Here is a 26,611-nt window from a genome sequence, read left to right as displayed (position 1 = left end):
GGCGCGGCGGAGCGGGCACGGCACCGTGGAAGGTGCCATGCCCGCCTGTACGCGCTGGTCGTGCTCGTGATGTCGCGCGGGCTCAGCCGCAGTGGAGGAACGCGGTCGTGGTGCCCGCGGTGGTGACGAGGCCCGCCTTCACGTCGAGGACCACGATGGTTGCCGGCCCCGTCTGGTAGCTGCGGCACCAGACGTCCGCGACGTACTGCCATCCCGGCAGGTTGCCGGAGGCGTCGGCGGTCCGCGTACCCAGTGAGTACGGCCCGGTCGTGCCGATCCCGACCGCGTAGAACCATATTGTGCCGTTGGGCGTGAGCCCGCTGCCGTTGGCGTACAGGCGGCCACCGGTCTGGTTGAGCGAGGTGGAGATGGTGACCCCGCCGTGCGGCGTCCCGCCCGGGTCCGCCAGTCGCAGGACGGCGTTGGAGTTGTCGCTGTAGGCCTGGTCGCGGCTCGCCGGCGGCACGCAGACGTGGTCCGAGGGCCGCGTCTCACGCCAGACGTAGCCCTGCTTGCAGGTGTCGGGCCCGTAGGGGCCGCCGTTCGGCTCCCGGCGGGACGGGCCCAGTGCGTTCTCCGTCGCGGTCTGGGTGCGGATCGCCGGCGTCACGCAGACCTGGTCGCCCGCGTAGGCCTCCCGCCACACGTACCCGCTCGCACAGGTGTACGGCCCGTACGGCTGGCCGGCCGCCGCCGGTGAACTGGTCACCACCAGGCTGGTCAGCAGTGCGACCACGGCGGTCAGCCACGCCGGCACGCGCCACAGGGCGCCGGAGCCGGCTTTCCCGGTGACCCTTCTTTCGTCACGCATCTTTCCTCCTCGGTTATCCGGGTCGAAACGGCCGGCCAAAACGGCCGCGACGCCTCGGAAAGTGACGCGAATCAACGCCATCGTGGTCCGAGTTCGGCAGGGAGATTTGCGCCCTTCCTGTGTTCCACATACAGGTATCTCGCAGTGAATATGCGTGTCAAAGGCGGCGTATTGCGAGTAATGCGATACGTGGCAAGGTGATTCGTGAGAGGACTGAGTCGCCGTGGTAGCGCGCAGGTTCCGTGCCGGAGTGGGTCGCGTCCCGGTCCGATCCGACGCTGAAATTTCAGACCGGCACCCCGGCCGCCACAGGGCCGGGGCGCCGGCTCTCGTGGGAGGCGGAAGGAACGCGTCCGTTCCTCGTCATCCCGGGGAGGAGGCGAGCGCGCGGTAGCGGCCGGAGTGGAAGAGCAGCGGCTCCCCTCCTGACCGCTGGTGGTGCTCCACCTCGCCGACGAAGATGTGGTGGTCGCCGCCGGCGTGGACGGACACCGTACGGCAGGAGAAGGTGGCCAGGGTCCCGGCGAGCATGGGCAGCCCGGTGGGGGTGGCGAGCACGTCCACGCCGGCGAACTTGTCCGGCGCCGGTGTCGCGAACCGCCGCGACAGCTCGTCCTGGCCGGCGGCCAGGATGTTGACCGCGAAACGCCCCGCGCGCAGGAAGACGGGCGCGCTGGGAGCGCGGTCCGACAGGCACCACAGCACCAGCGGCGGATCGAGCGAGACCGAGCTGAAGGAGTTCACCGTCACCCCTGCCCGTTCCCCGCTCGGGGTCGCGGTGGTGACCACCGCGACCCCGGTGGCGAACTGCCCCAAGGCATCGCGCAGCGATCTCATGACGCGACCCGGTCGAGATAGGCCTGTGCCTTGTCGGCGTCCATGAACCACTCGGCGTAGTCGGCGGGGTCGTCGAAGCCGTTGACGAAGCGGGAGGCGATCTCCGGCACCTGGCCGGCGGCGCCCAGGAGCGCCAGGTGGTGCGGTTCGGCCGGGGCCAGCAGCGCGTTGGTCCAGCGGGTGACGTGCTGGGCCTGCGCCCAGAAGCGATCGAACGTCTGCCGCATCCAGGCCGCGTCGAACGGCTGCTCGCCGCGCTCCAGGATGGCCTGGAGGTAGGCGGCGGCGCACTTGGCGGCGTTGTTGCTGCCCTGCCCGGTGATCGGGTCGTTGAGCACCACCACGTCGGCGACCCCGAGCACCGGGGCGCCCGACGGCAGGACGGCGACCGGGCGGCGCACGGTGGGACTGAAGCGCCCGGTCAGCACCCCGTTGGCGTCGGTGAGCTCGATCCCGGAGCAGCGTGCCGCCTCCCAGGGGAAGAAGGTCTCCAGGATCTCGCGGCTGCGCGCCAGGTGCTCGGCGGGGCCGCGCACATCGCCCCAGCAGTCCATCGGCCCGCCCGGCACACCCTCGAACACCATGATGTCGCACGGGCCGCCGTGCGTCAGAGCGGGGAAGACGAAGTACTCGCCGACGCCGGGGAGCAGGTTGAAGCAGACCGCGGAGTGCTCGGGCCGGGGGGTGAGACCGTTGACGTAGGTGACCGCCAGCGCCCGCTGCGGGGTGCTGTACGTCGAGCGCTCCGCGTCCCGCTCGAACAGGGAGGCGATCTCCCCCTTCCCCGCGGCGACCAGGACCAGGTCGTACTGGGCCGCGTAGGTCTCCAGATCCTCCGGAGTGGCGTCGTGGACGACGAGCTTGCCGCCGAGCCGTTCGACCTCGTCCAGCCAGGCCGGCATCTTCACCCGCTGGTCGACCGAGAGGGCGGGAGTCCTCAGCCGGGACGCCCAGCCGAGAGCCTTGCCACCCGCGGGGCTCGGGACGGATAACTCGATGCCCTCGATGGGCGGGCAGACGTCCGCCCACCAGTCCAGGCCGAGCGCGCGCTCATGTGCCCGGGCGGTGCCGAACATGCACTGGCCCGACATCACCCGGCCGTCGCGGATCGACTCCGGGGTGCGGTTGGAGACCACGGTGACGTCGTAGCCGTTCTGCAGCAGGCCGATGGCCAGGTGCAGACCCGCCTGACCGGCACCGACGACGAGGATTCTGCGCATGAGGGTGTTTCCTTCCGCTGAAAGTAGGGGTTTCAGCAGAAACTACGGGCGAGGCGGCCCGGCGAACCATCCACTCAGCGCGGATTCCGTCCAGCCGGCGCGGAGTTCGCCTCAGCCCCGTCCTCAGCCCCGTCCTCAGCCCCGTCTCAGGGTCTCCGACGGGTGCCGGCCGTACTTCTGGCGATAGAGCGCGGCGAACCGGCCCTGGTGGAGGAATCCCCAGCGGGCGGCGACGCTCGTGACGGTGTGGCGGGCCGGATCCCCGGCGGCCAGCTCCTCGTGCACCTTGGTCAGCCGTACCTCTCTGAGCTGCGCCATCGGAGTGCGGCCCACGTGGACGCGGAAGCCCTCCTGGAGCGAGCGGCCGCTGACCGCCACCGCCCGCGCGACGTCCTCGGTGGTGATCGGGAGGTGGGCGTGCTGCTCGATGAACTCCAGCGCCCGGCGCACCACCTTGGGAAGCACGGGCGGCCGAGGCGCCGCCAGCCGTTCCCGGTAGTTGGAGGGCTGCATCGTGAGCAGGGAGGTGAGCAGCGCGTTCTCCAGGTGGGCGACGGCCAGCGGCTGCGTGGTCAGCCCGTCGTCGTGCTCGGCCTCGTGGACGATCAGGTCGGCCATCGCCCGCCAGGCGCGCGTCCATCCCGCGGTCAGGTCCATGCCCAGGTCGAAGACGACCGGCCGGTCGAGCGGCTCGCCGAGCATCTGCTCCAGCGAACGCTCGACCGCCGTGCGCTCGAACTTGACGATCAGCTTGGGGGTGCCCGCCGCCCACCGCATGTCGAGATGCTGCGTCGGAGAGGGGAGGGCGGCCGTCGCCGGGGTCGAGACGACTTCCTGGCTCCCGCTGCGGATCAGGCTGCGCCCGGCCAGCGGGATCAGCACCAGGAAGAAGGTGCCGAGGTCGCCGGGTTCGATGCGGACGTCGGCCCCGTAGTCGAGGTAACTGATCCGGACCGAGCCGAGCCGGATGGAGTTGAACCGCGCCGACAGCAGGGACGCCGCGCCGGTCAGGTCCAGCCGATGCGGGCAGAAGATCCTCGCCACCTCGTCACGGACCTCGTCGAGATCGGTGCTGGCGAAGACGGGCCTGTTGCCGAGCAGCACTTCCATCGATCCCCCACTCCGACGACCTGTCAATCGGATAATCGCGGGAAGCTTGTCGGCGTTCCAGGCAAAAGGACGCAGTCCACAGGATTGTCCCTATTAAGACCAGGGGGCGTACCTTTTTCGGTCGCGCTTTTTCGTTCGCTCGGCGGGACCGGCTTCGCGGGGGAGTACTGCTTGCGCCTGTCCCCCGTGCGAGCTACCCGCGAGTGTCCACTGCGCGGGGACGATTCCCGGCCGTCGAATCCCTAGCGTTTCCCGACGTAGCGGCGGCTCTCCGTCGCGGAGTCCCCCCACTTCAGGGAGTCGTCATGCGGTTGTTGAAACAGCTCGTGCCCGTCGCGTTGGTCGCGTTCGCCGGCGGCGCGATCGTGGGCGCGGTGCAGGGGAGCCCGTTCCTCGTCCTGGTTCTCGGTGTCGCGACAGCCGCGCTCGCGGTGTTCGTGTACGCCCGGGTGGTGCGGTGGTCCGAGCGCCGCGCGCCGGTGGAGGTGGCTGGGGAAGGTGCCGTCGCCGCCGTCGGCCGGGGGCTGCTGATCGGGGTCGGGATGTTCGCGGCAGTCATCGTGAACATCGCCTTCCTGGGTGGGTACCGGGTCGACGGCCTCGGCTCGGTGACGGGCGCGGTCGGGCAGGTCGGATTCATGGCCGCCGCCGCCGTGACGGAGGAGCTGATCTTTCGCGGCATCCTGTTCCGGATCGTCGAGGGGCGGACCGGCACCTGGATCGCGCTGGTGCTGACCGGCCTGGTGTTCGGCCTGATGCACCTGACGAACGAGCACGCCAGCCTGTGGGGCGCGATCGCCATCGCGATCGAGGCGGGCGGCATGCTCGCCGCCGCCTACGCCGCCACCCGCACCCTGTGGGTGCCGATCGGCGTGCACTTCGGCTGGAACTTCGCCGCGGCCGGCATCTTCGGCACCGAGGTCTCGGGCAACGGCGCGACGCAGGGGCTGTTGCACGGCGTGACGTCGGGCCCCGCCCTGCTCACGGGCGGCGACTTCGGGCCGGAGGCGAGCCCGTACGCGGTGGTGTTCGGCCTGCTGCTGACGCTCGTGTTCATGTGGCTGGCCCACCGCCGCGGCAACGTGGTCCCGCTCCGGCGCGGCGCGACCGCTACGCTCGCCCAGTGATCGATCTACGGCGGGTCACGGATCTGTGGCGGCGGTGCGACGTCGTGGTCCGGGATCTGCCGTTCGGGCTGCTGCTGGCCGTCGCGTCGTTCCTGCCGGCGCTTCACGGCAAGGGGACGCAGGTCGGCGACCTGCCGACCCGTCCCTTCGACGCGCTGGCGTACGTGGTGATCGCCCTGGAGTGCCTTCCGCTCGCCGTGCGCCGGCGTTGGCCGGCGGTGTGCCTGGCTCTGGTGTCGCTCGGCTTCGTCCTGGACCAGATCCGCGCCTACCACGTGCTCGCGAGCAACGCGATGCCCATCGTGCTCATCAGCACGGGCATCCATCTGCAGCGCCACCGGCGCGTCGCCGTGGTCCTCCTCTCCGCGGCGTACGTGCCCCTGGCGTACGCGCTCGGGCGGATCGGCGCGACCGAGAAGGTGGAGGGTTACGCGGTGTTCTACCTGGCGCTGGCCCTCGCGTGGGGCAGCGGGGCCTGGCTGCGCTCCGCCCGGGCCGCCGAGGAGGAACGCCGCCGCCATGTCGCCGAGACCACCCGTGCCGCGGAGCGCACCCGGATCGCCCGCGAGCTGCACGACGTCGTGACCCACCATGTGACGGCGATGGTCGTGCAGGCCGAGGCCGCGCGTTACCTGACCGCGGCGCCCGATCGCCTCGACGCGGCGCTGAGCGCGGTCACCGATACGGGCCGGCGGGCCATCGCCGACCTGCGGCACCTGCTCGATCTGCTCAACCCCGACCACACCGACGTCAGGATGCCGTCCGTCGGCGAGCTCCACACGCTGGTGGAGCAGACGCGCCGGGCCGGGCAGCCGGTGGAGTTCGCCGAGGACGGCAGGCGGGCGGAGTCGGCCGGCAGCGCCGAGTTCGTGGCTTACAGGGTCGTGCAGGAGTCCCTGACGAACGCACTCAAGCACGCCCACGGCAGCCCCACGGCGGTCCGCGTGCGCTATGGCGAGGAGGAGATTCTCGTGGAGGTCAGTACCGGCGGTTCCGCCTCCCGGGCCGGCTCGCCCGGCGGAAGCGGGCGGGGCCTGGCCGGGCTCCGCGAGCGGGTCGACGCCCTGGGCGGCGAGTTCAGCGCCGGTCGGCGGACGGACGGCGGCTTCGTCGTGCGGGCGCGAATCCCCGCGGGGAGCCCGTCGTGACCGCGCCGATCCGGGTCCTGGTCTGCGACGACCAGGCGCTGATCCGCACCGGGTTCGCGACGATCATCGATGCCCAGCCCGACCTGGAGGTGGTGGGCGAGTGCGGCGACGGTCGCGCCGCGGTCGATCTGGCTCGCCGGCTGAGCCCGGACATCGTGGTGATGGACGTACGGATGCCGGTGCTCGACGGCATCGGGGCGACCCGCCTGCTCGCCGGCGCCGGGGTGGCGGACCCCGTCAAGGTGCTCGTGGTGACGACGTTCAACCTGGACGAGTACGTCTACGAGGCGCTGCGCGCGGGGGCGAGCGGCTTCCTGCTCAAGGACGCCCCGCCGGCGCAGCTCCTGCACGGCATCCGCACCGTCGCGACCGGTGCCGCGCTGCTGGCTCCCGAGGTGACGCGTCAGCTCGTCGGCAGATACGCGGCGCGCATCCGTCCCGCCGCGGGCACACCGGACGACGTCGCGCTGACCCCGCGTGAGCTGGAGGTGCTGCGCCTCATCGCGGACGGCCGGTCCAACAGTGAGATCGCCGCGGCACTGGTGATCAGCCAGGAGACCGTCAAGACGTACGTGTCCCGCATTCTCACCAAGCTCGACCTGCGCGACCGCGTGCAGGCGGTGGTCTACGCCTACCGCAGAGGCCTGGTGACCTGAACCGGACGGGCACTGGCCGGGGACGGTCCGACCGTCCACCGGGTCCGGGGCCGGCGGGCGCGCGGCCCACTGGAGGTCGTCCTGGGCGTCCGGGCCGACTACCTGGGCCACTGCACCCGCTACCCGGAGCTCGTCGGGGCGATCGAGCGGCCGGTGGTGGTCACGCCGATGACGCGCGACGACCTGCTGCGGGTCATCAGGGGTCCGGCGCGACTGGCCGGCCTGACCCTTGAGGAGGGCCTGGCCGAGCTGCTGCTCGAGGATCTGTACAGCGACCGCGACTTGCCGATGCCGTCGGAGTGCTGCCACTGCTGTCGCACGTGCTGCGCCAGACGTGGACGCACCGGCACCCGCCGCCGAGCACGGTGTGAACAGCGCGAACGAGGGCGCCGCCCCATAGCCGTCCGGTCCTTCTGGCCGGACGGGCGGAAGGGCTCGCACTGTGGGCATCGACCCCAGACTCTCCCTGTCGTGACGGCGGCGAGGGCCACCGCGCACGCAAGAGTCGTGGTGATCAGGCGAGCGGGCATGAACGCCTCCGGAGTGAAGTAGAACGAACAGCTCGACACCGTGCAGCCGCTCCACCGGGCCGCGGCGGAGGCGGCGGTCGCGGATGCGGTGCGGGCGGGCGCTCCTTCTGCCGGTGATCGTCATCAGGGGCACTGTCACCGGGCCACCGCCACGCATGTGGCGTCGGTGGTGACGCTACTTTTCGGGATCTTCGGGCTTGTTATGGCGTCAATGTGATGTCATGATGACGTCATGGACCTTGCACCTTATGTCGATCACCTGCGGCGTGAGCTAGCGATGGTCGCCGGGGCGGGCGGCGAGGACGTCCGTGCGCTCGCCGAGCGCCTCGCCGCGACGCTCGAATCGGCCACCCGGCTCGCGCTGCTGGAGGCTCTGTCGGCCGCCGCCGACGAGATCACCCAGGACCTCGCGCCGGGCTCGGTCGAGGTGCGGCTACGCGGGCGCGACCCCGGTTTCGTCGTGACGCCACCACCGCAGAGCCCTCGCCCGTACGAGGGAGGAGGCGAGACCGGGCAGGCCGAGAGGCCGCCCGCACCGCCGCCCCCCTCGGACGCCGACGAGGGCGGGACGTCCCGGATCTCGCTCCGGGTCCCCGAGCACCTCAAGCCGCGCATCGAGGAGGCGGCCGCACGAGAGGGGCTGTCGGTCAACGCCTGGCTGGTCCGCGCCGTCGCCGCCGCGCTCGACCCCGGCACCGCCGACCGCCGCTCCGGCCGAAGCCAGGCGCAACGGACCGGCAACCGCTACAGCGGCTGGGTGCGCTGATGAGCGCCGACAAGAAGGCCGGGACGCGGACCTTCGACACCCCGCAGCCCGTCCTCGCCGTCCTCGACATCGCGACAGCCACCGTCCGGATCAACGCGAGCGGCCGCACCGACACCGTCGTCGACGTCCGCCCGAGCGACGAACTCAACGACGCCGACGTGCAGGCCGCCCGGCACATCCAGGTGGACTACGCCGACGGCAGGCTCCTGGTGCGGACCGACAGGGAGCACGCGGGCTCCGCCTCCGGCCGGGGGCTCTCGCTCGGCAGGCTCGTCGAGTCGCCCGCGAGCTGGGCACGCTCGCTGCTGCTCGGCCCGGGCTCGGCCGACGTGACGATCGACCTGCCGGCCGGCTCCCGCGTCGACGCCAAGACGGCGGGGACCATCCTGTGCCGTGGGCCGCTCGGTGAGGTGACGCTCACCACCTCCTACGGCGACATCCGGGTCGAACAGGCCGGTCGGCTCCGGGTGAAGAGCACCCACGGCGACATCTCGGTCGTCCGCGCCTCCGGGCACGCCGAGGTCACCACGACCCACGGCGGCATCCACATCGGCGAGGTCGACGGCACCGCCGCGGTCAGGACCTCCCACGGCGCCGTCCGCATCCGCGAGGTGACCGGCGAACTGCGGCTGAACAGCGCCCACGGCGACATCGCCGTCGACCGCGCCCTGGCCGGCGTCGCCGCCAAGACCGCGTACGCCAGTCTGCGGATCGGCGAGGCGGTGTCCGGCTCCATCGCCATGGAGACCACCGGCGGCGGCCTGGACGTCGGGATCCGGGAGGGCACCGCCGCCTGGCTGGACGTGGCCTCCACGTACGGCACCGTGGACGTCTCCCTCGACCCCGGCGACGATCCCGGACGGACAGACCGGATCGTCGAGGTGCGGACCCACACCACCTACGGCGACATCGTCGTCCACCGTTCCTGACACCAGGGAGATTCTCATGCCAGACGCGATCGTGGCCGAGGGCTTGGTCAAGAGGTACGGCGACGTCGCCGCCCTCGACGGGATGGGGCTGACCGTCCCCGAGGGGACGGTGTTCGGGCTGCTCGGCCCGAACGGCGCCGGCAAGACCACCACGGTGCGAATCCTCACCACACTGCTCAAACCGGACGCGGGCCACGCCACGGTGGCCGGGTTCGACGTCGTCCGTGACGCCGACCGGCTGCGTGCGCGCATCGGCGTCTCCGGCCAGTACGCCGCCGTGGACGACCACCTCACCGGCGCCGAGAACCTGGAGATGGTCGGCCGCCTCCACCACCTGGGCACCAGGCGCAGCAGGGAGCGCGCCCGCGAGCTGCTGGACCGCTTCGACCTGACCGGCGCGGCCGACCGCCCCGTGCACGGCTACTCCGGCGGCATGCGGCGCAGGCTCGACCTGGCCGGCGCGCTGGTCGCCGAACCGCCCGTGCTGTTCCTCGACGAGCCCACCACCGGCCTGGACCCCCGGGCCAGGATCGGGCTGTGGGAGGTCATCGCCGAGCTCGTCGCGGGAGGCACGACGGTGCTGCTCACCACGCAGTACCTGGAGGAGGCCGACCGGCTCGCCGACCGCATCGCGGTGGTCGACCACGGCCGCGTGATCGCGCTCGGCACGGCCGACGAGCTCAAGGACCAGGTCGGCGGCGACCGGATCCAGCTCTCGGTGACGAGCACGGCGAATCTGGAGAGCGCCGCCAGGACGCTGGCGCCGCTGGCCGTCGGGGATGTGCTGATCGACACCGCGGCCCTGCGGGTGACGATCCCGGTGACCGGCGGCGCGGCCACCCTGACCGAGGCGCTCGGCCACCTGGCCGCCGAGCGGATCACCGTACGCGATGCCGGTCTGCGCCGCCCGACCCTGGACGACGTGTTCCTGAGCCTCACGGGCCGCCAGGCCGACGAGAAAGCTGACGAGAAGAGCAAGGAGACCGCGTGATGAACACCCTGCGGCTGGCCGTCGCCGACGGCGTGACGATCACCAAGCGCAACGCCCTGAAGATCCGGCGCGCTCCCGACCTGCTGGGCGGCGTGGTCATGCTCCCGATCGTGTTCGTGCTGCTGTTCACCTACGTCTTCGGCAGCATGATCAGCCTGCCCGGCATGTCGTACGGGGAGTACCTGCTGCCCGGGATCTTCGTCATGGCCATCGTCACCAGCGCCCAGATCACCGGATACACGCTGACCCAGGACCTGCAGAAGGGCATCTTCGACCGGTTCCGCACACTGCCGATGTCGCCCTCCGCGGTGCTGACCGGTCAGACCCTCAGCGACCTGATCATGAACGTCACCAGCATCGCCACGATGGCCGTCGTCGGGCTGCTCGTCGGATGGCGCGTCCACGGCTCGCCGTTCGAGGCCGCCCTCGGGTTCCTGATGCTGCTGCTGTTCGCGTACGCCTTCTCCTGGGTGACGGCCACGGTCGCGCTGGCCCTGCGTACGCCGGAGGTCTTCAACAACATCGCCACCATCATGTCGTTCCCGCTGGTCTTCCTGTCCAACGCCTTCGTCGACAGCGCCCGGCTGCCCGGGCCGCTGAGGCCGATCGCCGAATGGAACCCGGTCTCGACGCTCGTCCAGGCCGCACGCGAACTGTTCGGCAACACCAGCCCGGCCCTCCCGGTGCCCGGCGCCTGGCCGCTGCGGCACGCGGTGCCGGTGTCGCTGCTGTGGACGGCCGTGCTCCTGGTCGTGTTCGTGCCGCTGGCCACGCGGCTGTACAAGAGAGCCGTCAGCCGATGAGCCACGCGATGGGACACGTCCCCGACCGGGAGCGGGACAGGGCCGTGGAGCTGGTCCAGCAGGCGTACGCGGACGGCCGGCTCGGCCCCGCCGAGCTGGAACGGCGGCTGGAACTGGCGCTCACCGCCACCGCCTCGGGCGAGCTGGAGCCGGTGGTCGCCGGCCTGGCCGACGACGAAGACGAAGACGACGAAGTGGTGCGCATCGCCTCCACCGGGGGACTGATCAAGCGAGTGGGCGACTGGCACGTCCCGCGCCGGCTGCGCATCGACTCCGAGTACGGCAGGGTGAAGCTCGACCTGTCCCAGGCGCACATCCCGTACCCCCGAATCGACATCGAGCTCCGGCTCGCGTACGGCGGCGCCACGATCACCCTGCCCGCGGGCGCGAGCGCGAACGCCGACGGGGTGCGCATCGGCTGGGGCAGGGTGACGTCCAAGGCGGCGGGCCGCCGGTGTCCGGGCCGGCTGCACGTCCAGATCGCCGGTGACCTGCCCTACGGCAGCATCACCATCCGCACCGCGCGGAGATGACGCGGCCATGGCGAGGGGTGTGGCGGGTGATCGCCGTCCTGGCAGGATGAGCGACATGGAACGTGTGCTTGGAATCGGCGGATACTTCCTGCGGGCCGCCGACCCGGCGGCCCTGGGTGCGTGGTACCGCGAGTGCCTGGGCCTGGACGCCGACGAGAACGGCATGTGGCGGCAGGAAGCCGGGGTGACGGTCTTCGCGACCTTCGAGTCCGAGACCGAGTACTTCGGCTCCCGGGACCAGCGGACGATGCTCAACTTCCGGGTCCGCGACCTGGACGCGATGCTCGCGCAGCTCCGCGCCAAGGGCGCGGACGTGGCCAAGGAGACCGAGGAGATGGAGGGCGTCGGCCGGTTCGGCTGGGTCACCGATCCCGAGGGCAACCGCATCGAGCTGTGGCAGCCCAGCTGACGGTGTCCCCACGCGGCCTCCGATCACCCGTCGCGCTTCGGCTCCGGCAGGGGGAACGTACGGCTGTCGCCGCGCCGTAGCCGGGCGTGGTGGCCGTGCACCACGAGGTCCAGGGCGGTGGGGCCGTCGTCGGCCCGGGCGATCCGTACGCGGGCCGGATCGGCGTCGACGACGAGTTCCGCGCCCCGGTAGCGGAGGCACAGCGACAGCGTGGTCAGCTGTTCGGGGAGCACCGGGTTCAGGTGCAGGCCGTCGGGCCGGGCCTCGAGATCGAGGTAGCAGCGCTGCACCAGGTCCAGCGTCCCGGCCATGGCGCCCAGGTGGACGCCCTCGGCGGTGGTCCCTCCCTGAACGTCGGTGATGTCGCCCGTCAGCGTCTCCGTGAAGAACCGCCATGAGCCGGTGCGGTCCGAGCGCGCCAGCACCCAGGCGTGGACGACGGCGCTCAGCGTCGAGCCGTGGCAGGTGCGGGAGAGGTAGTAGCGGATGGTGCGGCGGGTCAGGCCCGGCGCCGCCGGATAGCCCAGCCGATCGAGGATCTGCCGCACCTCCCGGGCCGTGAGCAGGTAGAACAGCATGAGCACATCGGCCTGATACTCGTCCGGACCCATCACACCCTTGATCTCGTAGCGGCCCGACAGGGGGTCGAGCCGCGCCACCGAGGCGAAGAAGCGGGCGATCTCGACCAGGAGGTGGGCGCCGGTCCCGGCGAGGAACTCCACGTCGCCGGTGATCGCGTAGTGCTGCCAGGCGTTGTAGGCGACCGCCAGCCCGACGTGCCGCTGAAGGTGGGTGTGGTCGGGCGTCCACTGCCCGGAGCGGGGGTTGAGGTGGAACCGCTGGGTCTCGTCGCGTCCGTCGCTGCCGCTCTGCCAGGGGAACATCGCCCCCCGCAGGCCTGCCGCACGGGCGGCGGCCCGGGCTTCCGGCAGCCGCCGCAGGCGATAGCGCAGCGCCCCGCGGGCGGTCTCCGGGAAACGCAGGGTCAGCCAGGGCAGCACGAACAGCTCGTCCCAGAACACGTGTCCCCGGTAGGCCTCGCCGTGCAGGCCGCGTGCGGGCACGCCCACGTCGAGGTCGGCGGTGTGCGGTGACAGGGTCTGCAGCACGTGGAAGGTGCTCAGGCGGATGTCCCGCTGGGTGTTCGGGCCCGTCACCTCCAGCCGGGCCCGTTCCCACAGGTCACGCCAGGCGATCTCGTGCTGTTCCAGGAGTTCGCCGAAGCCGGGCGCGAGTCCGGCCCGACGCAGCGCGGCCGACGTCGCGTCGGAGACCGCGAGGTCGCGCGACGTGGTGAGCGCCACCGTCTTGACGACCGCGACGGCGTGGCCACGGTCCAGCGGCAGCACGCGTGTCTCCAGGACGTGGTCGTCGTGCCGCTCGGCCTCGGGCCCGCCTCCGCCGCCGGAGGAGACGTCGACCCGCGAGGCCAGGGCGACCTCGATGCCGGAGGAGCGGGTCCGCGCGCGGAGCCACGTCAGGGGCTCCCGGATCCCCGTCGCGTGCCCTGTCAGGTGGTCGCCCCGCAGGTCGCGGTACCGCGCCACTCCCGTGTTGGCCACCCGGCCGTCGAGCCCGGAGCGTACGCGGAGAGGCCCCGACCAGTTCTCGGCCGTGAAGGTCGTCTCCAGCGCGGCCAGGTAGGGGTCGGCCATCGAGACCAGGCGGCGCTGCCGTACGGACGTGACGCGGCCCTCGGCGTCCCGGAACCGGATCAGCCGGTGCAGGACGGCGTGGCGCATGTCCAGGTCCTGCCGGTACCCGAGCAGGTCCGCCGTGCCGGGGGAGAACCACGGGCAGCCGGGCGTCGCGAAGGTCAGCGGCAGCCAGTTCGGCAGGTTGACCATGTCCTCGTTGGTCAGCCGATGACCTGCGATGTCCGAGGTGAGCCGGTCGTAGCATCCGGCGACGTAGGTCCCCGGGTAGTGGACGGCGCCGGCCTCGGCCTCCGGTGCCGCGCCTCGCGTGGCGAACCGGCCGTTGCCCAGCGTGCACAGCGCCTCGCGCAGCCCCTCGTGACCGGGATCGAACCCTTCGTAAGTCAGCGACCACGGATTCAACGCGGCTCCTCCTGAACCGGCCCCCGGTCGATCCGATCGGCGCGGATCGCCGGCGTCGAGAGGGCGGGTCAAGGCGTGAGCGTCTCCAGCGCGAGAAGATCGCGCATCGACACCATGCCGATCAGGCGCCCGTCCTGGTCCACCGGGATGTGGCGGATGCCGTGGTCGAGCATGCGCCGGGCCACCTCGCGCGTGTCCTCGTCCAGAGTGGCGGTCTTGATGTCCGACGACGCGCACATCCCCGCGCTCAGGGCGGCGGGGTCGGCGGATGTGGCAAGCGCCGTCACGAGGTCCCGTTCTGTGATCACTCCCGTGACCCGGTCCGCTTCGAGCACGGCGAGTGCGCCGATGTTCTTCTCCGTCATCCGGCGGGCCACCTCGGGCAGTTTCGCGGTCGCCGGGCACCCGAACACCAGGGGACGGTAAACGTTGGCGATACGCATGCGTCCTCCCCTCCTCACCAGCACTTCCAGCCAACCACACCGCCACAGGACGCCCGTCGGCCGCTGGGCGTTACGGGAAGGCCGAACCTGCGGGGGGAGGAGTCCGCGCGCGGGAATGTCTCCAGGAAGCGGACGTGGAGACGGTGTCCGGCGGCTCCTTGCCGCCGCATGGCACCGACGGGGGACGGGGGCACCTCGATGAGGCCGTGGGCGCAGGTCAGGGAGACGCACGCCGGGGTGGTGATCCTCCTCGGAGATCACGCCTTCAAGCTGAAGAAGCCCGTCGATCTGGGCTTCCTGGACTTCACGACGCTGGAGGCCCGGCGGGCGATGTGCCACAAGGAGGTCGAGCTCAACCGCCGGCTGGCACCGGACGTCTACGAAGGAGTGGCCGACGTGTCCGGCCCGGACGGACGGGTCCGGGAGCACCTCGTGGTGATGCGGCGGATGCCGGACGAACGCCGGTTGTCCGCGCTGGTCCAGTCGGGAGCACCGGTGGAGGACGCCCTGTGCCGGGTCGCGCGGGTGGTCGCGGGCATGCACGCCCGATCCCCGCACAGCCCGCGCATCGACGAACAGGGGAGCGGGCAGGCGCTGCGATCCCGCTGGACCGCGAGCTTCCGTGAGGTGCGGGCGCTGCCCGAGGCGGTCCTCGACACCGAGATCCTCGGCGACGTCGAACGGCTCACGCTGCGCTATCTCGACGGCCGGGAACCGCTCTTCGCGGTCCGGATCGCGGAAGGCCGGATCGTGGACGGCCACGGCGATCTGCTCGCCGACGACATCTTCTGCCTGGACGACGGGCCCCGGATCCTGGACTGCCTGGAGTTCGACGACCGGCTCCGCTTCGTCGACGGCCTGGACGACGCCGCCTTCCTGGCCATGGACCTGGAGCGACTGGGCGCTCCTCGCCTGGCGGAGCTCTTCCTGTGCTGGTACGCCGAGTTCTCCGGCGACCCCTCACCGCCCTCGCTGTGGCATCACTACGTCGCCTACCGGGCCTTCGTCCGCGCCAAGGTCGCCTGCCTGCGCCATGGACAGGGGGACGCCGCGGCGGCGTGGGAGGCCCGGAGCCTGGCCGAGCTCACGCTGGGCCACCTTCAGGCGGGTGCGGTCACCCTGGTCCTCGTCGGCGGGCTCCCGGGGACCGGAAAGTCGACCCTGGCCGCCGCCGTCGCCGACCGGCTCGGCTGCACGTTGCTGACCAGCGACCGTCTCCGTAAGGAACTCGCCGGCATATCGCCGCACCAGCCCGCGGCCGCCCCCTTCGGCGAGGGCATCTACTGTGCGGAGTCCACTGAACGGACCTACGCCGAGCTGTTGTCCAGGGCCGAGCGGCTGCTCGGTCTCGGCGAGCCGGTCGTCGTGGACGCGTCCTGGACGGACACCGCGCACCGCGCCGCCGCGGCGTCCCTGGCCCGCCGTACCTCCACCCATCTCACAGCACTGCACTGCGTCGCCCCGCCGCGGGTCACCGCCGAACGCCTCGCACGCCGCACCGGCGGGATATCGGACGCGGACCGGGCGATCGCCGCCGCGATGACGGCGACGACGACCCCCTGGCCCGGCGCGACCGAGATCGACACCGACGCGCCCCCGGAACGGACACTGGAGCGGGCGATGACGGCGATCCACGCCCGCTGGTCCGGCGTGCCACGGCGGTTCCGGCGTCCCCGGATGGCACCGGGCTGAACCACGGCCGCGGGTACCCGGGCGCGACGGCGGACGACTCCTACCGGGTGCGCGGGTCGGGCCCGATCCAGCCGGCCGCGCCCACGCACGCCTCGTTGCCTTCGGGGTCGGCCAGCACCCAGTGCGACGGCGCGTACGCGTCGGAGACCAGGCGGCCGCCGGCGGCGACCGCCGCCGCTATCCGCGCCTCGGCCTGGTCGTACGGCACCCAGACGTCGACGTGGACCCGGTTGCGCTGCGGACGCGGCTCGTCCATCTGCTGGAAGTAGAACGCCGCGCCGCGGCGGTGCGGGTCGATCAGGTCTTCCGGGCTGTTCGCCCGGTCCTCGTAGCCGAGCAGGGCCCGCCAGAACGCCACCACCTCGGCACCGGAGAGGGCGTCGACGGTGACCTGGACGCTCTGCACGGCCGAGGGATCGGCGGGGACGCCGAGCGCGCGGGCCACCGCCGAGATCCGCCGGGCCAGTTCGGCGTCCCGATCCGTCAGCCCGTAGAAGTCCGCGATGGTGATCAGCCGTACCGTGACGCCCTCGTGGCGCAGGTCGACGTCGGGGTGACCGCTGCCCACGCCGGGCAGTTCGCTGATCGCCTGCACGAGCGCGGCCCCGGCCGCGAACGACCCGGTACGGAAGTAGGCACACGCCCCCTCACCCAGCACCCGCCAGTCCTCCAGGCCGCCGATCTCGTGGAACTGCTGCGGCCTGATCCGTTCGATCTTCTCCGTGGCGTCGCTCATCCGGTCAGCGTATCGACCACATCCGACAAGCCACCCGCCCGGTCACGCGCCTTCGGCGGTGACGAGCCTGGCAGCGCTGGGGACGGTGGTGCGCTGGGGACGGTGGTGCGCTGGGGACGGTGGTGCGCTGGGGACGGTGGTGCGCTACGGCCGGCCGGCGCCTGCCGCGAGGGCGGTCTCCACGCCCGGCGTCACCACGGCGCGGAACGCCGCGTCCATCTCGGCGGGGGTGGCGTTGATCTCGCCGTCCGCCCACTTCCGCAGCAGCGCCATGAACGCCCCCACGACGCAGGTCACCATCAGGTCGAGCGAGGGCGGCGGCGTGCTTCGCGGAGGGAGGGCCGCCAGCAGTTCGTCGCGTACGACCGTGGCCAGGATCTGCTCTCCGCGCGCGATCACGGCGCTGCCCCCTCGACGCCCGAGCAGCGCACGCGCGAGCCGGCGCTGCTCGTGAAGGTGCTCGAACATCGGCAGGCTGAAGGCGAACAACGTGCCCGGCCTGGCCGCGGGGGCGAGGCGAAGGAGGCCGTGGAGCTCGTCGAGGTTGCTGAACAGCACGTCCTGCTTGTCGGCGAAGTGCGCGTAGAAGGTCGAGCGGCCGACGTCGGCGCGGTTGATCAGATCAGTGACCGTCACCGCCTCGTAGCCCTTCTCCAGGACCAGCTCTATCAACGCCTGCTGAACGGCCTTCCGGGTGCGCCGTACCCGGCGGTCGGTGCTCTCCCGCCGCTGGTTTCCGAACACGTTTCCCCTTCTGTCCAGTACGGCACAGCCTGATCGATTTGCTTGTTGACCGCTCCGGGCCGGTGAATCGATCATTTATAACCGAACAGGTTGTTCCGAAACAAGAAGGGGGAGGCCTGTGGCCAGGGGAAAGCTCATGCACCGTCACTCGGAAAACGATGACGGGGGTGGCGTGATCAATTATCCGCGGGGTTATGAGATTCTGGCCGAAATCGGGTTCGCCGGGCGTCGCCGCAGCGTTTTCGCCCGTCTGGCCGCGTTGTCCGGGGCGGGGCCGGGCGATCGGATTCTGGACGTCGGCTGCGGCACCGGCTACTGGAGCCGGATGCTGGCTCCTCTCGTGGGCCCCGAAGGGCGGGTGATCGGTGTCGACCCGTCGCCGCCGATGCTCGAACACGCGCGCCGGCGCTCACCCGGCAACTGCTCCTACAAGGTGGGCGAGGGGCAGGCGCTGCCCTTCCCGGACGTCTCGTTCGACATCGTGGTCTCCAGCTTCGCGGTGCACCACATGCCGGGCTCGGCCCGAGGCGCAGCCGTGCGGGAGATGTTCCGCGTCCTGCGGCCGGGCGGACGGCTGCTGATCGCCGAGTTCCGCCCGCCGGTCAACCCACTCGCCGCCCGCTTGGCCGAGATGGTGGCGGGTCCGGCGGTACGGCCCACCATGCCGGAACTGCTCGCCACCCTGGTGCCCGGCGCCGGTCTCCGCGTCGAGAGCACGGGCACCGTGGGGCCGGTGCTCTACTACGTGAACGCCGTCCGCCCTCCCGCCACCCACTCCTGAATTCCAGAGGAGGCCGCTCCTCTCTGCGCGAACAGGCGTGCCGCCGGAGATCCGGCCGTGTCAGACTTCCAGGCATGGCAGCTTCCGGCCGACCAGTCGTCGTCGACATCCGGACGCGCCGGGCAGGCGAGAAGCGCGGCCCGGAGATCCCCGACGGCCCCGACCCGTTGCTGCGCAGCGTGTACGGCGAGATCCTCCGCGACGAGCGGCTGGACCAGGACCGCACGCTCGACGACGTGGCGCGTGCGGTCGGGATGTCCAAGCAGTATCTGTCGGAGGTCGAGCGCGGCCGCAAGGAGCCGTCGTCGGAGATGCTGCACTCGGTGTGCGACGCGCTCGGGCTGCCGATCGAGCACCTGCTCACCCGCGCCGTACGGCGGATCACGGCGTCGCGCCGGATCGCCGGGCGCGGGGCGTCCGGCACGACGCTGCTGCTGGCGGCGTGAGCGTTACCCGCGCGTCGCGATCAGTTCGTCGGCCAGGCCGTACTCGATGGCCTCGCGGGCGCTGAAGATCCGGTCCCGGTCGGTGTCCCTGCGCAGCCGCTCGACGTCCACCCCCGTGTGGCGGCTGAGGATCTCCTCGGTCTGCACGCGCATCCGCATCACCTCGGCCGCCTGCAACGCCAGGTCGGAGATGGTGCCCTGCCCCTGGGTGGACGGCTGGTGCAGCAGCACGCGGGAGTGCGACAGCACGAACCGCCGTCCGGGGGCTCCGGCGGCGAACAGCACCGCGGCGGCCGAGGCCGCCTGGCCCATGCAGTACGTCGCGACCTTGGCCCGGATGAACTGCATGGTGTCGTAGATCGCGAGCATCGCGGTCGACGACCCGCCGGGGGAGTTGATGTACAGGTTGATCTCCTGGTCCGGGCTGTCCGCCTCCAGGTGGAGCAACTGTGCCATCACCACGTTCGCGACGCCGTCGTCGATCTCGGTGCCGAGGAAGATGATCCGCTCGTTGAGCAGGCGGCTGAAGATGTCGAACGACCGCTCCCCGACCGGCGTCTTCTCGATCACGTACGGGATCGTGTACTGGCTCATGAGGAGAACCCCGTCCGGTTGGGCGCGGCGTACGGCGCGAGGATGTGGAAGGAGCCGACGATCTCGTCGATCATCCCGTAGTCGCGGGCCTGCTCCGGGGTGAACCAGCGGTCCCGGTCGCTGTCGGCGGCGATCTCCTCGACGCTCCGGCCCGTCTCGGCGGCGAGGATCTCCTCGGACTGCCGCTTCATGTACCTGAGGTTCTCGGACTGGATGGCGATGTCGATCGCCGTGCCGCCGATCCCGGCCGACGGCTGGTGCATCATGATCCGGCTGTGCGCGAGGCTGATCCGCTTGCCGTGCGTGCCGGACGCCAGCAGCACCTGCCCCATGCTCGCCGCCATCCCGAGTGCGACGGTGACCACGTCGTTCGGGACCAGCTTCATCGTGTCGTAGATCGCGAGGCCGGCCAGCACCGACCCGCCGGGTGAGTTGATGTACAGGATGATGTCGCGTTCGGGGTCCGCCGAGGCCAGCAGCACCATCTCGGCGCACACCCGCTCGGCCATCTCGTCGTCGACCTCTCCGGTCAACAGCAGTGTCCGTTGCTGGAACAGCTTCTCGTTCAACCGATCCCGGTAACTCGTGCTCGCTGAAACAGGCATGCCGCCTTTGTATCCGCCCCACCCCCGCGAACCGCCGATATGTCTGCTGACAGCAGATGCGCACTCATGAGTGTGAGAGCCGGACGGCCTGGACCCCCGCGTCGGTACGGACGACGGCGATGCCGGGCGTGGGCACGGCGATCTGACGTATCGGGGAGCCGAACTGTACGACATGTTCGGGATGGTCCTGTCCCCGCCACACCAGCAGCCGGCCGTCGCCCGTGCCCGCGGCGAGGAGCGAGCCGTCCTCCAGAGCGGCCACCGCCGTGACTTCGCTCTCCGGTGGGGCGTCGAGGTTCGTGGAGGCCTCGGGGTCGTCCAGGTTCTCCACCCGCACTGAGTGTCCGTATCCGAAGACCAGTGCCCGCCCGTTCTCGTGCAGGATCGAGACGGCGTTCGTCTGGGGGAGGAGCAGGTGCCCGGTGATCCGGTGTCCCTGGGCGGAGAGGTGGTGGACGAGCGCCACACCACCGACGAACACCTCGTGGCCCTGTGAACCGGCCACCGGCGTCATCCACTGCACGGCGTTGCTCGTGCCGACCGCGAGGGGGTGCACGCCGGGTACCGGGAGCGGGGCGCCGTCCCACCGGTTCTCCTCGGCGGTCAGCGTCCACAGAACGGGCTCCTCCCAGTCGCCCGCGGCGAGCAACCGGCCGCCGTCCCCCACCACGGTGACCTCGTGGACGACGCCGGGACGGCCGAGGCGCACATCGGTCACGACCGTCTCCCCGGAGGACCCGGGTGTCCACAGCCGCACGGCGGCCTCCGGCCCCCACTGCCCGTAGGCGGCCACGCAGACCCGGCGCTTCCACCGCCAGAGGCGGACACCCGCCGTGACCAGCTCTCCCGTCTCCAGGGGTCGCGTACGGCCCTCCTCGCGCAGCACGACGGAGCCGTCGGCGAGCACGGCCGCGACGACCGGCCGGCCGGACCCGTCGGTCAGCGCGTCGAGGCCGATCACCGGAGCGGCCAGCTCACCGACCGGAGGCGGGAGCAGGTCCGCTCCGGATCGCAACGGCCACTCCCGGATCGTGCCGCCCACCGCCGACTCCCCGGACACCAGCACGAGGCCTCCGTCCAGCTCCGAGAACATTACGGCGGAGACCGGCTCCCCCCATGGCAACAGGGACTCCACCACGGGCTCGTCCTCGCCGGGATCGTGCACCAGCGTGACCCCGCCGTCATGCCCGCCGGTGACCAGGTGGAGGCGGCCGTCCACCTCCAGGAGATCGACGGAGGTCACCCGCCGGACAGCAGGACGATCTCGCGTGACTCGGGCGGCCCGTCGTCGGGATTCATCCCGCGGAGGTGCAGTTCGCGTACCTCCCGCAGCACGTCCGCATAGCCGTTCCGGCCCCGGCGCATCCTCGACTGCAAGAGAAGGCCCTCGGAGAGAAAGGCGGTGTCGAGCTGCCAGGCGGCCGGCTCGTGGCCGCCGATGCCGGTACGTTTCTCCGAGTCGTCGTCACCGAAGACGATCACGTCCGTCACACCGTCGCTGTATCCCGCCGCGAGCGCGAAGCGTCCGGTGTCGCCGCTCAGGAACGTGGTCGTACCGCACCAGGTGGGCGGATCCGGCGGACGGATCACCGGCTGGCGGTCGATCTCCCCGTGCAGGCCCCAGAGGATCACCGCGCCGTCGGCTCCGCCGGACAGCACGCCGTCGTCGAGCCCTCCCGCCAGCGACAGCACCGGGCCTTCGTGGGCGGGCACCGGTTCCGTGACCGGTTCGCCGGTGAACGGGTCGACCGCCTGGACGATCCCGTCGGCGTACCCGAGCACCACGACCGCCCGGCCTTCCAGCACTGTGGGGGCCATCGCGGTCACCGGCGAGCCGGGACGTGCCGGCACGGAACCGGTCACCTCCATCCGCTCCGGGTCCGCCAGCCACACCTGGTCCAGCGCCGCCACCGCCAGCACCGCCTCGTCTCCGGTGCCGAGGAGTGCGAGCCGGGCGGCCGGCGTGCCCGACGGCAGCGTCAGGACGCCGAGCACCGTGTGGGTGCGCAGGTCCCAGAACCGCACCGTGCCGTCCGGGGCCGCGGTGACGACGGTCGTGCCGTCCGGACGCGGGAACCACAGCATGGCGAGCACACCGCCGGGGTGCGCGCCGACGACACGTCCCGGATGATGGCGGAGCATCGAGGCCCACAACGGGGTCCACCGGCGCTCCGGCAGGAGCCCGGCGAACGCCGTCGCCGCCTTCGCCTCGCCCAGTTCGTACGCCGCCATCTGCAGGTAGGACGCGCGTTCGCCCCGGTCGCGGTCCGCGAGCAGCCGGCCGGCACGCCGGTAGACCTCGGCGTACCGGCCCGTGACGCCGGGCCTGGACAGCGCGCGCAGTACGCCCCCGGGCTCGGCGGCGACCAGGAAGTCCGGCCGGTTCACCAGGATCGCGAGTTCGCCGATCGCCGCGGCGTGGGTGGCGAGGTGGTCGCACGCGTACTCTGCCGCGCCGAGCCAGTCGTCGCCGTGGCGGCGGACGAAGTAGCGCAGCACGGCGTGGTGCGCCTCCTCGACCTGCACCTCCTCCTCGGCGAGATAGTCACGGAAGGAGTCGTGGTAGAGGCGGACGGGCCCCGACCGGGGGGCGCCGAGCAGGAACTGCGCGCACTCCTCCAGCACACGGCGCACCCGGGAGCGCGGCAGGCCGGTGATGCCGCACAGCTGCTCGTGGGTGAGCCCCGCACCGCGCGCCACGGTGAGGGCGGCCAGCACCGGCTCGTACAGGTCCCACCAGAGGTCACGCGAACGCGCGATGTCCGCCCTGAACCAGGCCCGGTACAGGCCGGTCAGCCCTTCGGGCAGGTCGGCGGGCGGGTCCGGCGGGACCTCGCCTCCGGCCGGCAGGCGCTCGACCACGTGCCGGGCGTAGAGGAAGTTGCCGTCGGCCGCCGCCACGACGCGATCGGCCCACAGCCGCCACGCCGTCCCGGCGGCGGGCAATCGGCGGTGCACGTACCGCCGGATGTCGTCCTCGCCTGCGGGCCGGTCGGCCCGCAGGTCTAGAGCCGGCGGCGGCAGGTCGCGCAGCACCCAGGGATCCGGCCTTGCGGTCACGACGAAGCGCAGCACGTCGGGCAGTTCCGCCGGATTGCCGGCCACGACGCCGATCAGGTGGGCGATCGTGTCCTCGGAGTCGTAGCGGTACCCGGCGGACAGGTCGTCCACGACCACCAGAAGCCGCTCGTCCCACCCGTCCGCCACAGCGGCTTCCAGAGGGCGCCGGACCAGGTGCGCGAACGCCTGCCGGGTCGGCACGCTCCCGGACACGCGTATCTGGACGTTGGCGACCCGCGCACCCGCCTCCACCGTGCCGATGGTCTGCGTGCTGTTGATCGTGATGACCGCGGCCGCGCCCGCGGCCGACGCGGCCAGCGCGTCGGCGAACCGGGGTATGCGGCGGGCGAGCGCGCCCGACAACGCGCGGACGAAGTCCAGCGCGTCGAGTGTGCGCTCGTCACTCGCGTCACAGAAGTGGGCCAGCACCACGTCCGGCCGTTCCGGGCGGGCGTCCCCTCCGCCCGGCGTGTCGTGCTCGTCCTCCGGCGCCGCGAGCCGAGCGGCGAACACCGTCTTCCCCGTGCCCGGCGGACCGGTGACCAGGAAGATCCGCGTGTCCTCCGTGCGCAGCCACCGGTCCAGCCGGGCCGTGATCCAGGGCCGGGGCACGAGCCCGGCGACGTCGGGCATAGGGGAACGCCCGGGCGCCGCGGCAGGCCCGGTGCTCAACCGCTCCGGCCGTCCAGGTCGACCCCGACCGCCTCGCCGCCCGCGGACACCCGGCCGATCCGCATCTCGGCACGGACCTCCGTGCCGGGGTGGAGCCCGCCCCGCGCCCGCAGACCCGCCAGATATCCCTCGACCACATCCGCCTCGACGGCCACGTCGATCCCCGAGCCCGTCGGCTCCCGCTGCTCGCCCCTGAACGTGATCCGCTGGCCGTACGCGACCTCCAGCACCCGCCGAAGGGCGTCGACCGTGTCGAGCAGGCCGCGGTCGCCCGGGTCGGGCACGCGCCCCTCCTCGGCGTACTCGATCAGCGCGCGGCGGAGCGACGTCAGGGACTCGGCGTTCCGAGCGACGACGCTGTCCGCTACCTCGGCCGCGGACAGCGGGGCGTCCAGCACCCCGGCGGCGGAGCCGGGCACCTCGACCACCTCGCGGTCCCGTCTCTCCCGCCACCGTTTCAGCAGTTCTCGTGCCTCGTCGTAGAGGAACGTGATCCCCTCGCTGAGCGCCACCGCCCCCAGCGCCGCGAGACTCAACGAGTCCGACAATCCCATCGCCTCCCGTCGCCTGTCTGTCGGCTGGGGGCGACGTGTCGTTACGCCGTATGCTCCCGGCGGGGCTCCACGTGGGCGTCCGGGCCGGGGAAGATCAAGGTCTCGTGCTCCTCGTCCAGCCACCGGACCACATAGGGCGGGGACCCGTCGCTGTGGTGGAGGGCCGTGATGACGCCCGTACGGCGAGGTCCGTCCAGGTGAAGGCTCTCGATGATCAACCGGTCGCCCACTGCCGCTTTCATGTACGCCCCCTTCTCCCCCGTCGCTGCCATTCCAGCGTGGCCCGGGCCGCGCCTTCCGCTTAGGGCAGGAGGTCCCGTAACCGAGGGACCTCCGTCGCCGAGGGTGGGTCAGTCTCCGGGGTTTCGTCCGGCCTCACGGGCGGGCTCGCGCGGCCGGCCTCCGATGCGGTAGGGCCGCATCATCTCGTTGTCCTCGTGCTCCAGCATGTGGCAGTGCCACACGAAGAGCCCGGCCCGGTCGAAGTGGGCCTTGACCCGGGTCACCTCCCGGGGCAGGGCGATGACCGTGTCCTTGCGTCCCCGCTCCCAGGGCCGCGCCGGCCGCGCCGGACCGTGGAACGGCGTGCGGTCCACCACCTCGAAAAGGATCTCGTGGATGTGGATGGGATGCGCGTCCGGCGTGAGGTTGTGGAACTCCCACATCTCGACGTCGCCGACGCCCGGGTTCTCCGTGACCGGGTCGTGCCACTTTCTCGCGGCCCATCCCCGCCCGGCGGCTTCGCCCAGCAGCGTCGTGACGGGACCCGCCCCCCGGACGGCGGAGCTCTGCTCCAGCAGGGCGAGCCTCCTCGTCCGTACGGCCGGGCCGAGCCGGGCGGCCTGGGGGAGCTCCAGCTGGTCGGGCGGCACGCTGAGGTCACGGCCGGAGGCCGGCCGTACCAGGAACTTCAGCACCTGCCCGGTGGTGGCGGGATCGGCGGGCGGGGCCGCGGTCTCCCCCCGGTACGGCCCGTCGGGCCCCTCGTTCACCAGGTAGAGCGGGGTGCCCGGCGGAACGCACGTGAAGTCGACCACCACGTCGGCGCGTTCGGCAGGGGCCAGCAGCAGCCGGTCGAGCGCGACCGGCGCGGGCAGGAACGCGCCGTCGGCGCCGATCTGCCAGAACGGCAGCGCCGATCGGACGGGCCGGGCCACCGGCGAGCCGGCGATGCCGAGGGCGAGGACCCTGGCGTTGCAGCCGTTGAGGAAGCGGAACCGGTAACGGCGCCGCTCGACCTCCAGCAGCGGCCAGGTCCGGCCGTTCGCCGTCATGGCGGCGCCGAAGAACTCCGGCACCCAGATGGGCGGGACGTCGGTGCGCGGGACGTACGGGCCGCCGTACCCGCCGGCCGCCCGGCTGCCGGGGTAGTGGAGCGAGCCGTCCGCGGTGAACGTCCTGTCCTGGATCACGATCGGGATCTCGTGGCAGCGGGTCCCCGCCGGATCGCCCGCCCCCGCCCCCGGCGCCGGCCCGGGAAGGACGCCGGACGGCAGGTCGGCCGGGCCGCCCCGGAGCAGGTAGAACCCGGCCATACCGGCGTAGACGTTGAGCCGGGTCACCCCGAGCGTGTGGTCGTGGTACCAGAGGGTGCCCGGGTGCTGGTCGTTGCCGTACCGGTTGACGGCCGACCCGGTGTACCAGGCGACGCCCGTCCGGCCCTCGAAGGCGGCGGCGAAGCCCGCGTACCGGGATCCCTCCCGCGCGTAGCCGGCCGGGGTGTCCCCGGCGGCCAGGAACCACGCCTCGGGGTATCCGTCGCTGTCGTCCGGGCTGTGCCCGCCGTGCAGGTGGGTCACCACCGGGACCGGCCCCCGGTAGGGCCCTGGGGTGGCGGCGAACGCGGGCCTGCCGTCGCGGCCCGGCGGGCCGCCGGGCGGGTTCGCCCAGTGCAGCGTCGGATCGACGGGCAGCAGGTGCGGGACATGATCACCCCACCGGTCCACCAGTTCGTTCACCCAGGTCACCTGGACGGGACGGTCCACCCGGGCCTCGATCGTGCGTCCCGGGACGGCGAACGTGCCCCGGTGCGGGGCCGAGCCGTAGCCGAAGACGGTCGTGGGCGGTGCGCCGGGCGGCAGGATCTGCTGCCGGAACCGGCGCACGCCGATGACGTAGCGGTCGAGCGAGCCGTCACCCGTGGGCGCGGCCGGCATCACGGCGGGAACGGGAAGCGCGGCCACGTACTTGGGCACGGACGCGGCGTCGAGCAGCGGCGGCCCGGCGGGCGCCGGCCGGCGGGTGGGTCCCGCCGGGCCGCGCGCCCCCACGAGCGTGACCGCCGCGCATCCTTTGAGGAAGTCCCGCCTGGTCAGTCGTCGTGTGACCCGCCGTATGCCCCGTCGTGTGTTCAT

At 72.0% G+C, this 26,611-nt stretch carries 28 protein-coding genes; 13 read left to right on the top strand and 15 right to left on the bottom strand.

Annotated elements, in window-relative coordinates:
- Positions 1-82 precede the first annotated feature (82 nt).
- From FED44_RS04055 to FED44_RS04045, 4 genes are all read right to left on the bottom strand, one after another.
- A complete protein-coding gene (locus FED44_RS04055) occupies positions 83-811 on the bottom strand; it encodes a hypothetical protein (protein ID WP_138459777.1) in 729 nt (242 codons plus the stop codon).
- A 363-nt stretch (positions 812-1,174) separates the two neighbouring features.
- Complete coding sequence (locus FED44_RS35640) at positions 1,175-1,648, bottom strand: flavin reductase family protein (protein WP_165900614.1); 474 nt, start codon at positions 1,646-1,648, stop codon at positions 1,175-1,177.
- The gene (locus tag FED44_RS04050; protein ID WP_167521385.1) at positions 1,645-2,868 is read right to left on the bottom strand and encodes a styrene monooxygenase/indole monooxygenase family protein; all 1,224 of its coding nucleotides are present in this window, start codon (positions 2,866-2,868) and stop codon (positions 1,645-1,647) included. Before FED44_RS04050 ends, FED44_RS35640 begins: the two co-directional genes overlap by 4 nt.
- A gap of 135 nt (positions 2,869-3,003) precedes the next feature.
- Entirely contained in the window at positions 3,004-3,978 is a 975-nt protein-coding gene (locus tag FED44_RS04045) for an AraC family transcriptional regulator (protein WP_111700146.1), read from the bottom strand.
- Positions 3,979-4,283: 305 nt separating this feature from the next.
- Between FED44_RS04045 and FED44_RS04040 the strand changes: the two genes are divergently transcribed.
- From FED44_RS04040 to FED44_RS04000, 10 genes are all read left to right on the top strand, one after another.
- On the top strand, positions 4,284-5,105 hold the full coding sequence (locus tag FED44_RS04040; RefSeq protein WP_138459776.1) for a CPBP family intramembrane glutamic endopeptidase: 822 nt from the start codon (positions 4,284-4,286) through the stop codon (positions 5,103-5,105).
- On the top strand, positions 5,102-6,253 hold the full coding sequence (locus FED44_RS04035) for a sensor histidine kinase (protein WP_138459775.1): 1,152 nt from the start codon (positions 5,102-5,104) through the stop codon (positions 6,251-6,253). The genes FED44_RS04040 and FED44_RS04035 overlap by 4 nt, the downstream gene beginning before the upstream one ends.
- Positions 6,250-6,909 carry a response regulator gene (locus FED44_RS04030; RefSeq protein WP_138459774.1) on the top strand — a complete coding sequence of 220 codons (660 nt, stop codon included), beginning with the start codon at positions 6,250-6,252 and terminating at the stop codon, positions 6,907-6,909. The genes FED44_RS04035 and FED44_RS04030 overlap by 4 nt, the downstream gene beginning before the upstream one ends.
- A gap of 12 nt (positions 6,910-6,921) precedes the next feature.
- A complete protein-coding gene (locus FED44_RS38380; RefSeq protein ID WP_416360966.1) occupies positions 6,922-7,461 on the top strand; it encodes an nSTAND1 domain-containing NTPase in 540 nt (179 codons plus the stop codon).
- A gap of 210 nt (positions 7,462-7,671) precedes the next feature.
- Positions 7,672-8,205: a toxin-antitoxin system HicB family antitoxin gene (locus tag FED44_RS04025; protein WP_111700150.1), complete on the top strand. Its 534-nt coding sequence runs from the start codon at positions 7,672-7,674 to the stop codon at positions 8,203-8,205.
- On the top strand, positions 8,205-9,134 hold the full coding sequence (locus FED44_RS04020; protein WP_138459773.1) for a DUF4097 family beta strand repeat-containing protein: 930 nt from the start codon (positions 8,205-8,207) through the stop codon (positions 9,132-9,134). Before FED44_RS04025 ends, FED44_RS04020 begins: the two co-directional genes overlap by 1 nt.
- Positions 9,135-9,150: 16 nt before the next feature.
- Positions 9,151-10,125, top strand: a complete 975-nt coding sequence (locus tag FED44_RS04015) for an ATP-binding cassette domain-containing protein (protein WP_138459772.1) — start codon at positions 9,151-9,153, stop codon at positions 10,123-10,125.
- Positions 10,125-10,928, top strand: a complete 804-nt coding sequence (locus tag FED44_RS04010; RefSeq protein ID WP_111700153.1) for an ABC transporter permease — start codon at positions 10,125-10,127, stop codon at positions 10,926-10,928. The genes FED44_RS04015 and FED44_RS04010 overlap by 1 nt, the downstream gene beginning before the upstream one ends.
- A gap of 8 nt (positions 10,929-10,936) precedes the next feature.
- Complete coding sequence (locus tag FED44_RS04005; protein WP_244301692.1) at positions 10,937-11,461, top strand: DUF1707 SHOCT-like domain-containing protein; 525 nt, start codon at positions 10,937-10,939, stop codon at positions 11,459-11,461.
- 55 nt (positions 11,462-11,516) lie between these two features.
- Positions 11,517-11,870 (top strand): VOC family protein, encoded by a 354-nt coding sequence (locus FED44_RS04000; RefSeq protein WP_111700155.1) that lies wholly within the window; start codon positions 11,517-11,519, stop codon positions 11,868-11,870.
- A gap of 23 nt (positions 11,871-11,893) precedes the next feature.
- Here FED44_RS04000 and FED44_RS03995 read toward each other — a convergent pair whose 3' ends face one another.
- Both FED44_RS03995 and FED44_RS03990 read right to left on the bottom strand, forming a co-directional pair.
- Positions 11,894-13,930 (bottom strand): glycoside hydrolase family 65 protein, encoded by a 2,037-nt coding sequence (locus tag FED44_RS03995; protein WP_138459770.1) that lies wholly within the window; start codon positions 13,928-13,930, stop codon positions 11,894-11,896.
- A 68-nt stretch (positions 13,931-13,998) separates the two neighbouring features.
- Positions 13,999-14,373: a CBS domain-containing protein gene (locus FED44_RS03990; RefSeq protein WP_111700157.1), complete on the bottom strand. Its 375-nt coding sequence runs from the start codon at positions 14,371-14,373 to the stop codon at positions 13,999-14,001.
- A gap of 198 nt (positions 14,374-14,571) precedes the next feature.
- Here FED44_RS03990 and FED44_RS03985 point away from each other — a divergent pair, with 198 nt between their 5' ends.
- On the top strand, positions 14,572-16,065 hold the full coding sequence (locus FED44_RS03985) for a bifunctional aminoglycoside phosphotransferase/ATP-binding protein (RefSeq protein ID WP_244301691.1): 1,494 nt from the start codon (positions 14,572-14,574) through the stop codon (positions 16,063-16,065).
- 40 nt (positions 16,066-16,105) lie between these two features.
- On the opposite strand, the gene FED44_RS03980 is transcribed toward FED44_RS03985, so the two are convergent.
- Together FED44_RS03980 and FED44_RS03975 are read right to left on the bottom strand one after the other, a co-directional pair.
- The gene (locus tag FED44_RS03980) at positions 16,106-16,801 is read right to left on the bottom strand and encodes a VOC family protein (RefSeq protein ID WP_138459769.1); all 696 of its coding nucleotides are present in this window, start codon (positions 16,799-16,801) and stop codon (positions 16,106-16,108) included.
- Between the two features lie 144 nt (positions 16,802-16,945).
- On the bottom strand, positions 16,946-17,545 hold the full coding sequence (locus tag FED44_RS03975; RefSeq protein ID WP_208758815.1) for a TetR/AcrR family transcriptional regulator: 600 nt from the start codon (positions 17,543-17,545) through the stop codon (positions 16,946-16,948).
- A 172-nt stretch (positions 17,546-17,717) separates the two neighbouring features.
- Here FED44_RS03975 and FED44_RS03970 point away from each other — a divergent pair, with 172 nt between their 5' ends.
- Both FED44_RS03970 and FED44_RS03965 read left to right on the top strand, forming a co-directional pair.
- Positions 17,718-18,326, top strand: a complete 609-nt coding sequence (locus tag FED44_RS03970) for a class I SAM-dependent methyltransferase (protein WP_208758814.1) — start codon at positions 17,718-17,720, stop codon at positions 18,324-18,326.
- A 74-nt stretch (positions 18,327-18,400) separates the two neighbouring features.
- The gene (locus FED44_RS03965; RefSeq protein WP_138459767.1) at positions 18,401-18,772 is read left to right on the top strand and encodes a helix-turn-helix domain-containing protein; all 372 of its coding nucleotides are present in this window, start codon (positions 18,401-18,403) and stop codon (positions 18,770-18,772) included.
- Between the two features lie 3 nt (positions 18,773-18,775).
- Here FED44_RS03965 and FED44_RS03960 read toward each other — a convergent pair whose 3' ends face one another.
- The 7 genes from FED44_RS03960 to FED44_RS03930 all read right to left on the bottom strand — a co-directional run bounded on the left by FED44_RS03960 (position 18,776) and on the right by FED44_RS03930 (position 26,611).
- The gene (locus FED44_RS03960) at positions 18,776-19,366 is read right to left on the bottom strand and encodes an ATP-dependent Clp protease proteolytic subunit (RefSeq protein ID WP_111700163.1); all 591 of its coding nucleotides are present in this window, start codon (positions 19,364-19,366) and stop codon (positions 18,776-18,778) included.
- Positions 19,363-19,971, bottom strand: a complete 609-nt coding sequence (locus FED44_RS03955; protein ID WP_111700164.1) for a ClpP family protease — start codon at positions 19,969-19,971, stop codon at positions 19,363-19,365. Before FED44_RS03955 ends, FED44_RS03960 begins: the two co-directional genes overlap by 4 nt.
- A 64-nt stretch (positions 19,972-20,035) precedes the next feature.
- On the bottom strand, positions 20,036-21,214 hold the full coding sequence (locus FED44_RS03950; protein WP_138459766.1) for a WD40 repeat domain-containing protein: 1,179 nt from the start codon (positions 21,212-21,214) through the stop codon (positions 20,036-20,038).
- Positions 21,211-23,664: a P-loop domain-containing protein gene (locus FED44_RS03945; protein WP_138459765.1), complete on the bottom strand. Its 2,454-nt coding sequence runs from the start codon at positions 23,662-23,664 to the stop codon at positions 21,211-21,213. The genes FED44_RS03950 and FED44_RS03945 overlap by 4 nt, the downstream gene beginning before the upstream one ends.
- Before the next feature lie 35 nt (positions 23,665-23,699).
- Positions 23,700-24,257, bottom strand: coding sequence for a hypothetical protein (locus tag FED44_RS03940; protein WP_133305962.1), 558 nt, complete (start codon positions 24,255-24,257; stop codon positions 23,700-23,702).
- Between the two features lie 41 nt (positions 24,258-24,298).
- Positions 24,299-24,499, bottom strand: coding sequence for a DUF1918 domain-containing protein (locus FED44_RS03935; protein ID WP_111700180.1), 201 nt, complete (start codon positions 24,497-24,499; stop codon positions 24,299-24,301).
- A 108-nt stretch (positions 24,500-24,607) separates the two neighbouring features.
- Positions 24,608-26,611: a multicopper oxidase family protein gene (locus tag FED44_RS03930; protein ID WP_138459764.1), complete on the bottom strand. Its 2,004-nt coding sequence runs from the start codon at positions 26,609-26,611 to the stop codon at positions 24,608-24,610.

The sequence above is a fragment of the Microbispora triticiradicis genome, assembly GCF_005864065.1.
GTDB lineage: Bacteria > Actinomycetota > Actinomycetes > Streptosporangiales > Streptosporangiaceae > Microbispora > Microbispora triticiradicis.
This window is presented reverse-complemented; position numbering and strand designations above follow the sequence as displayed.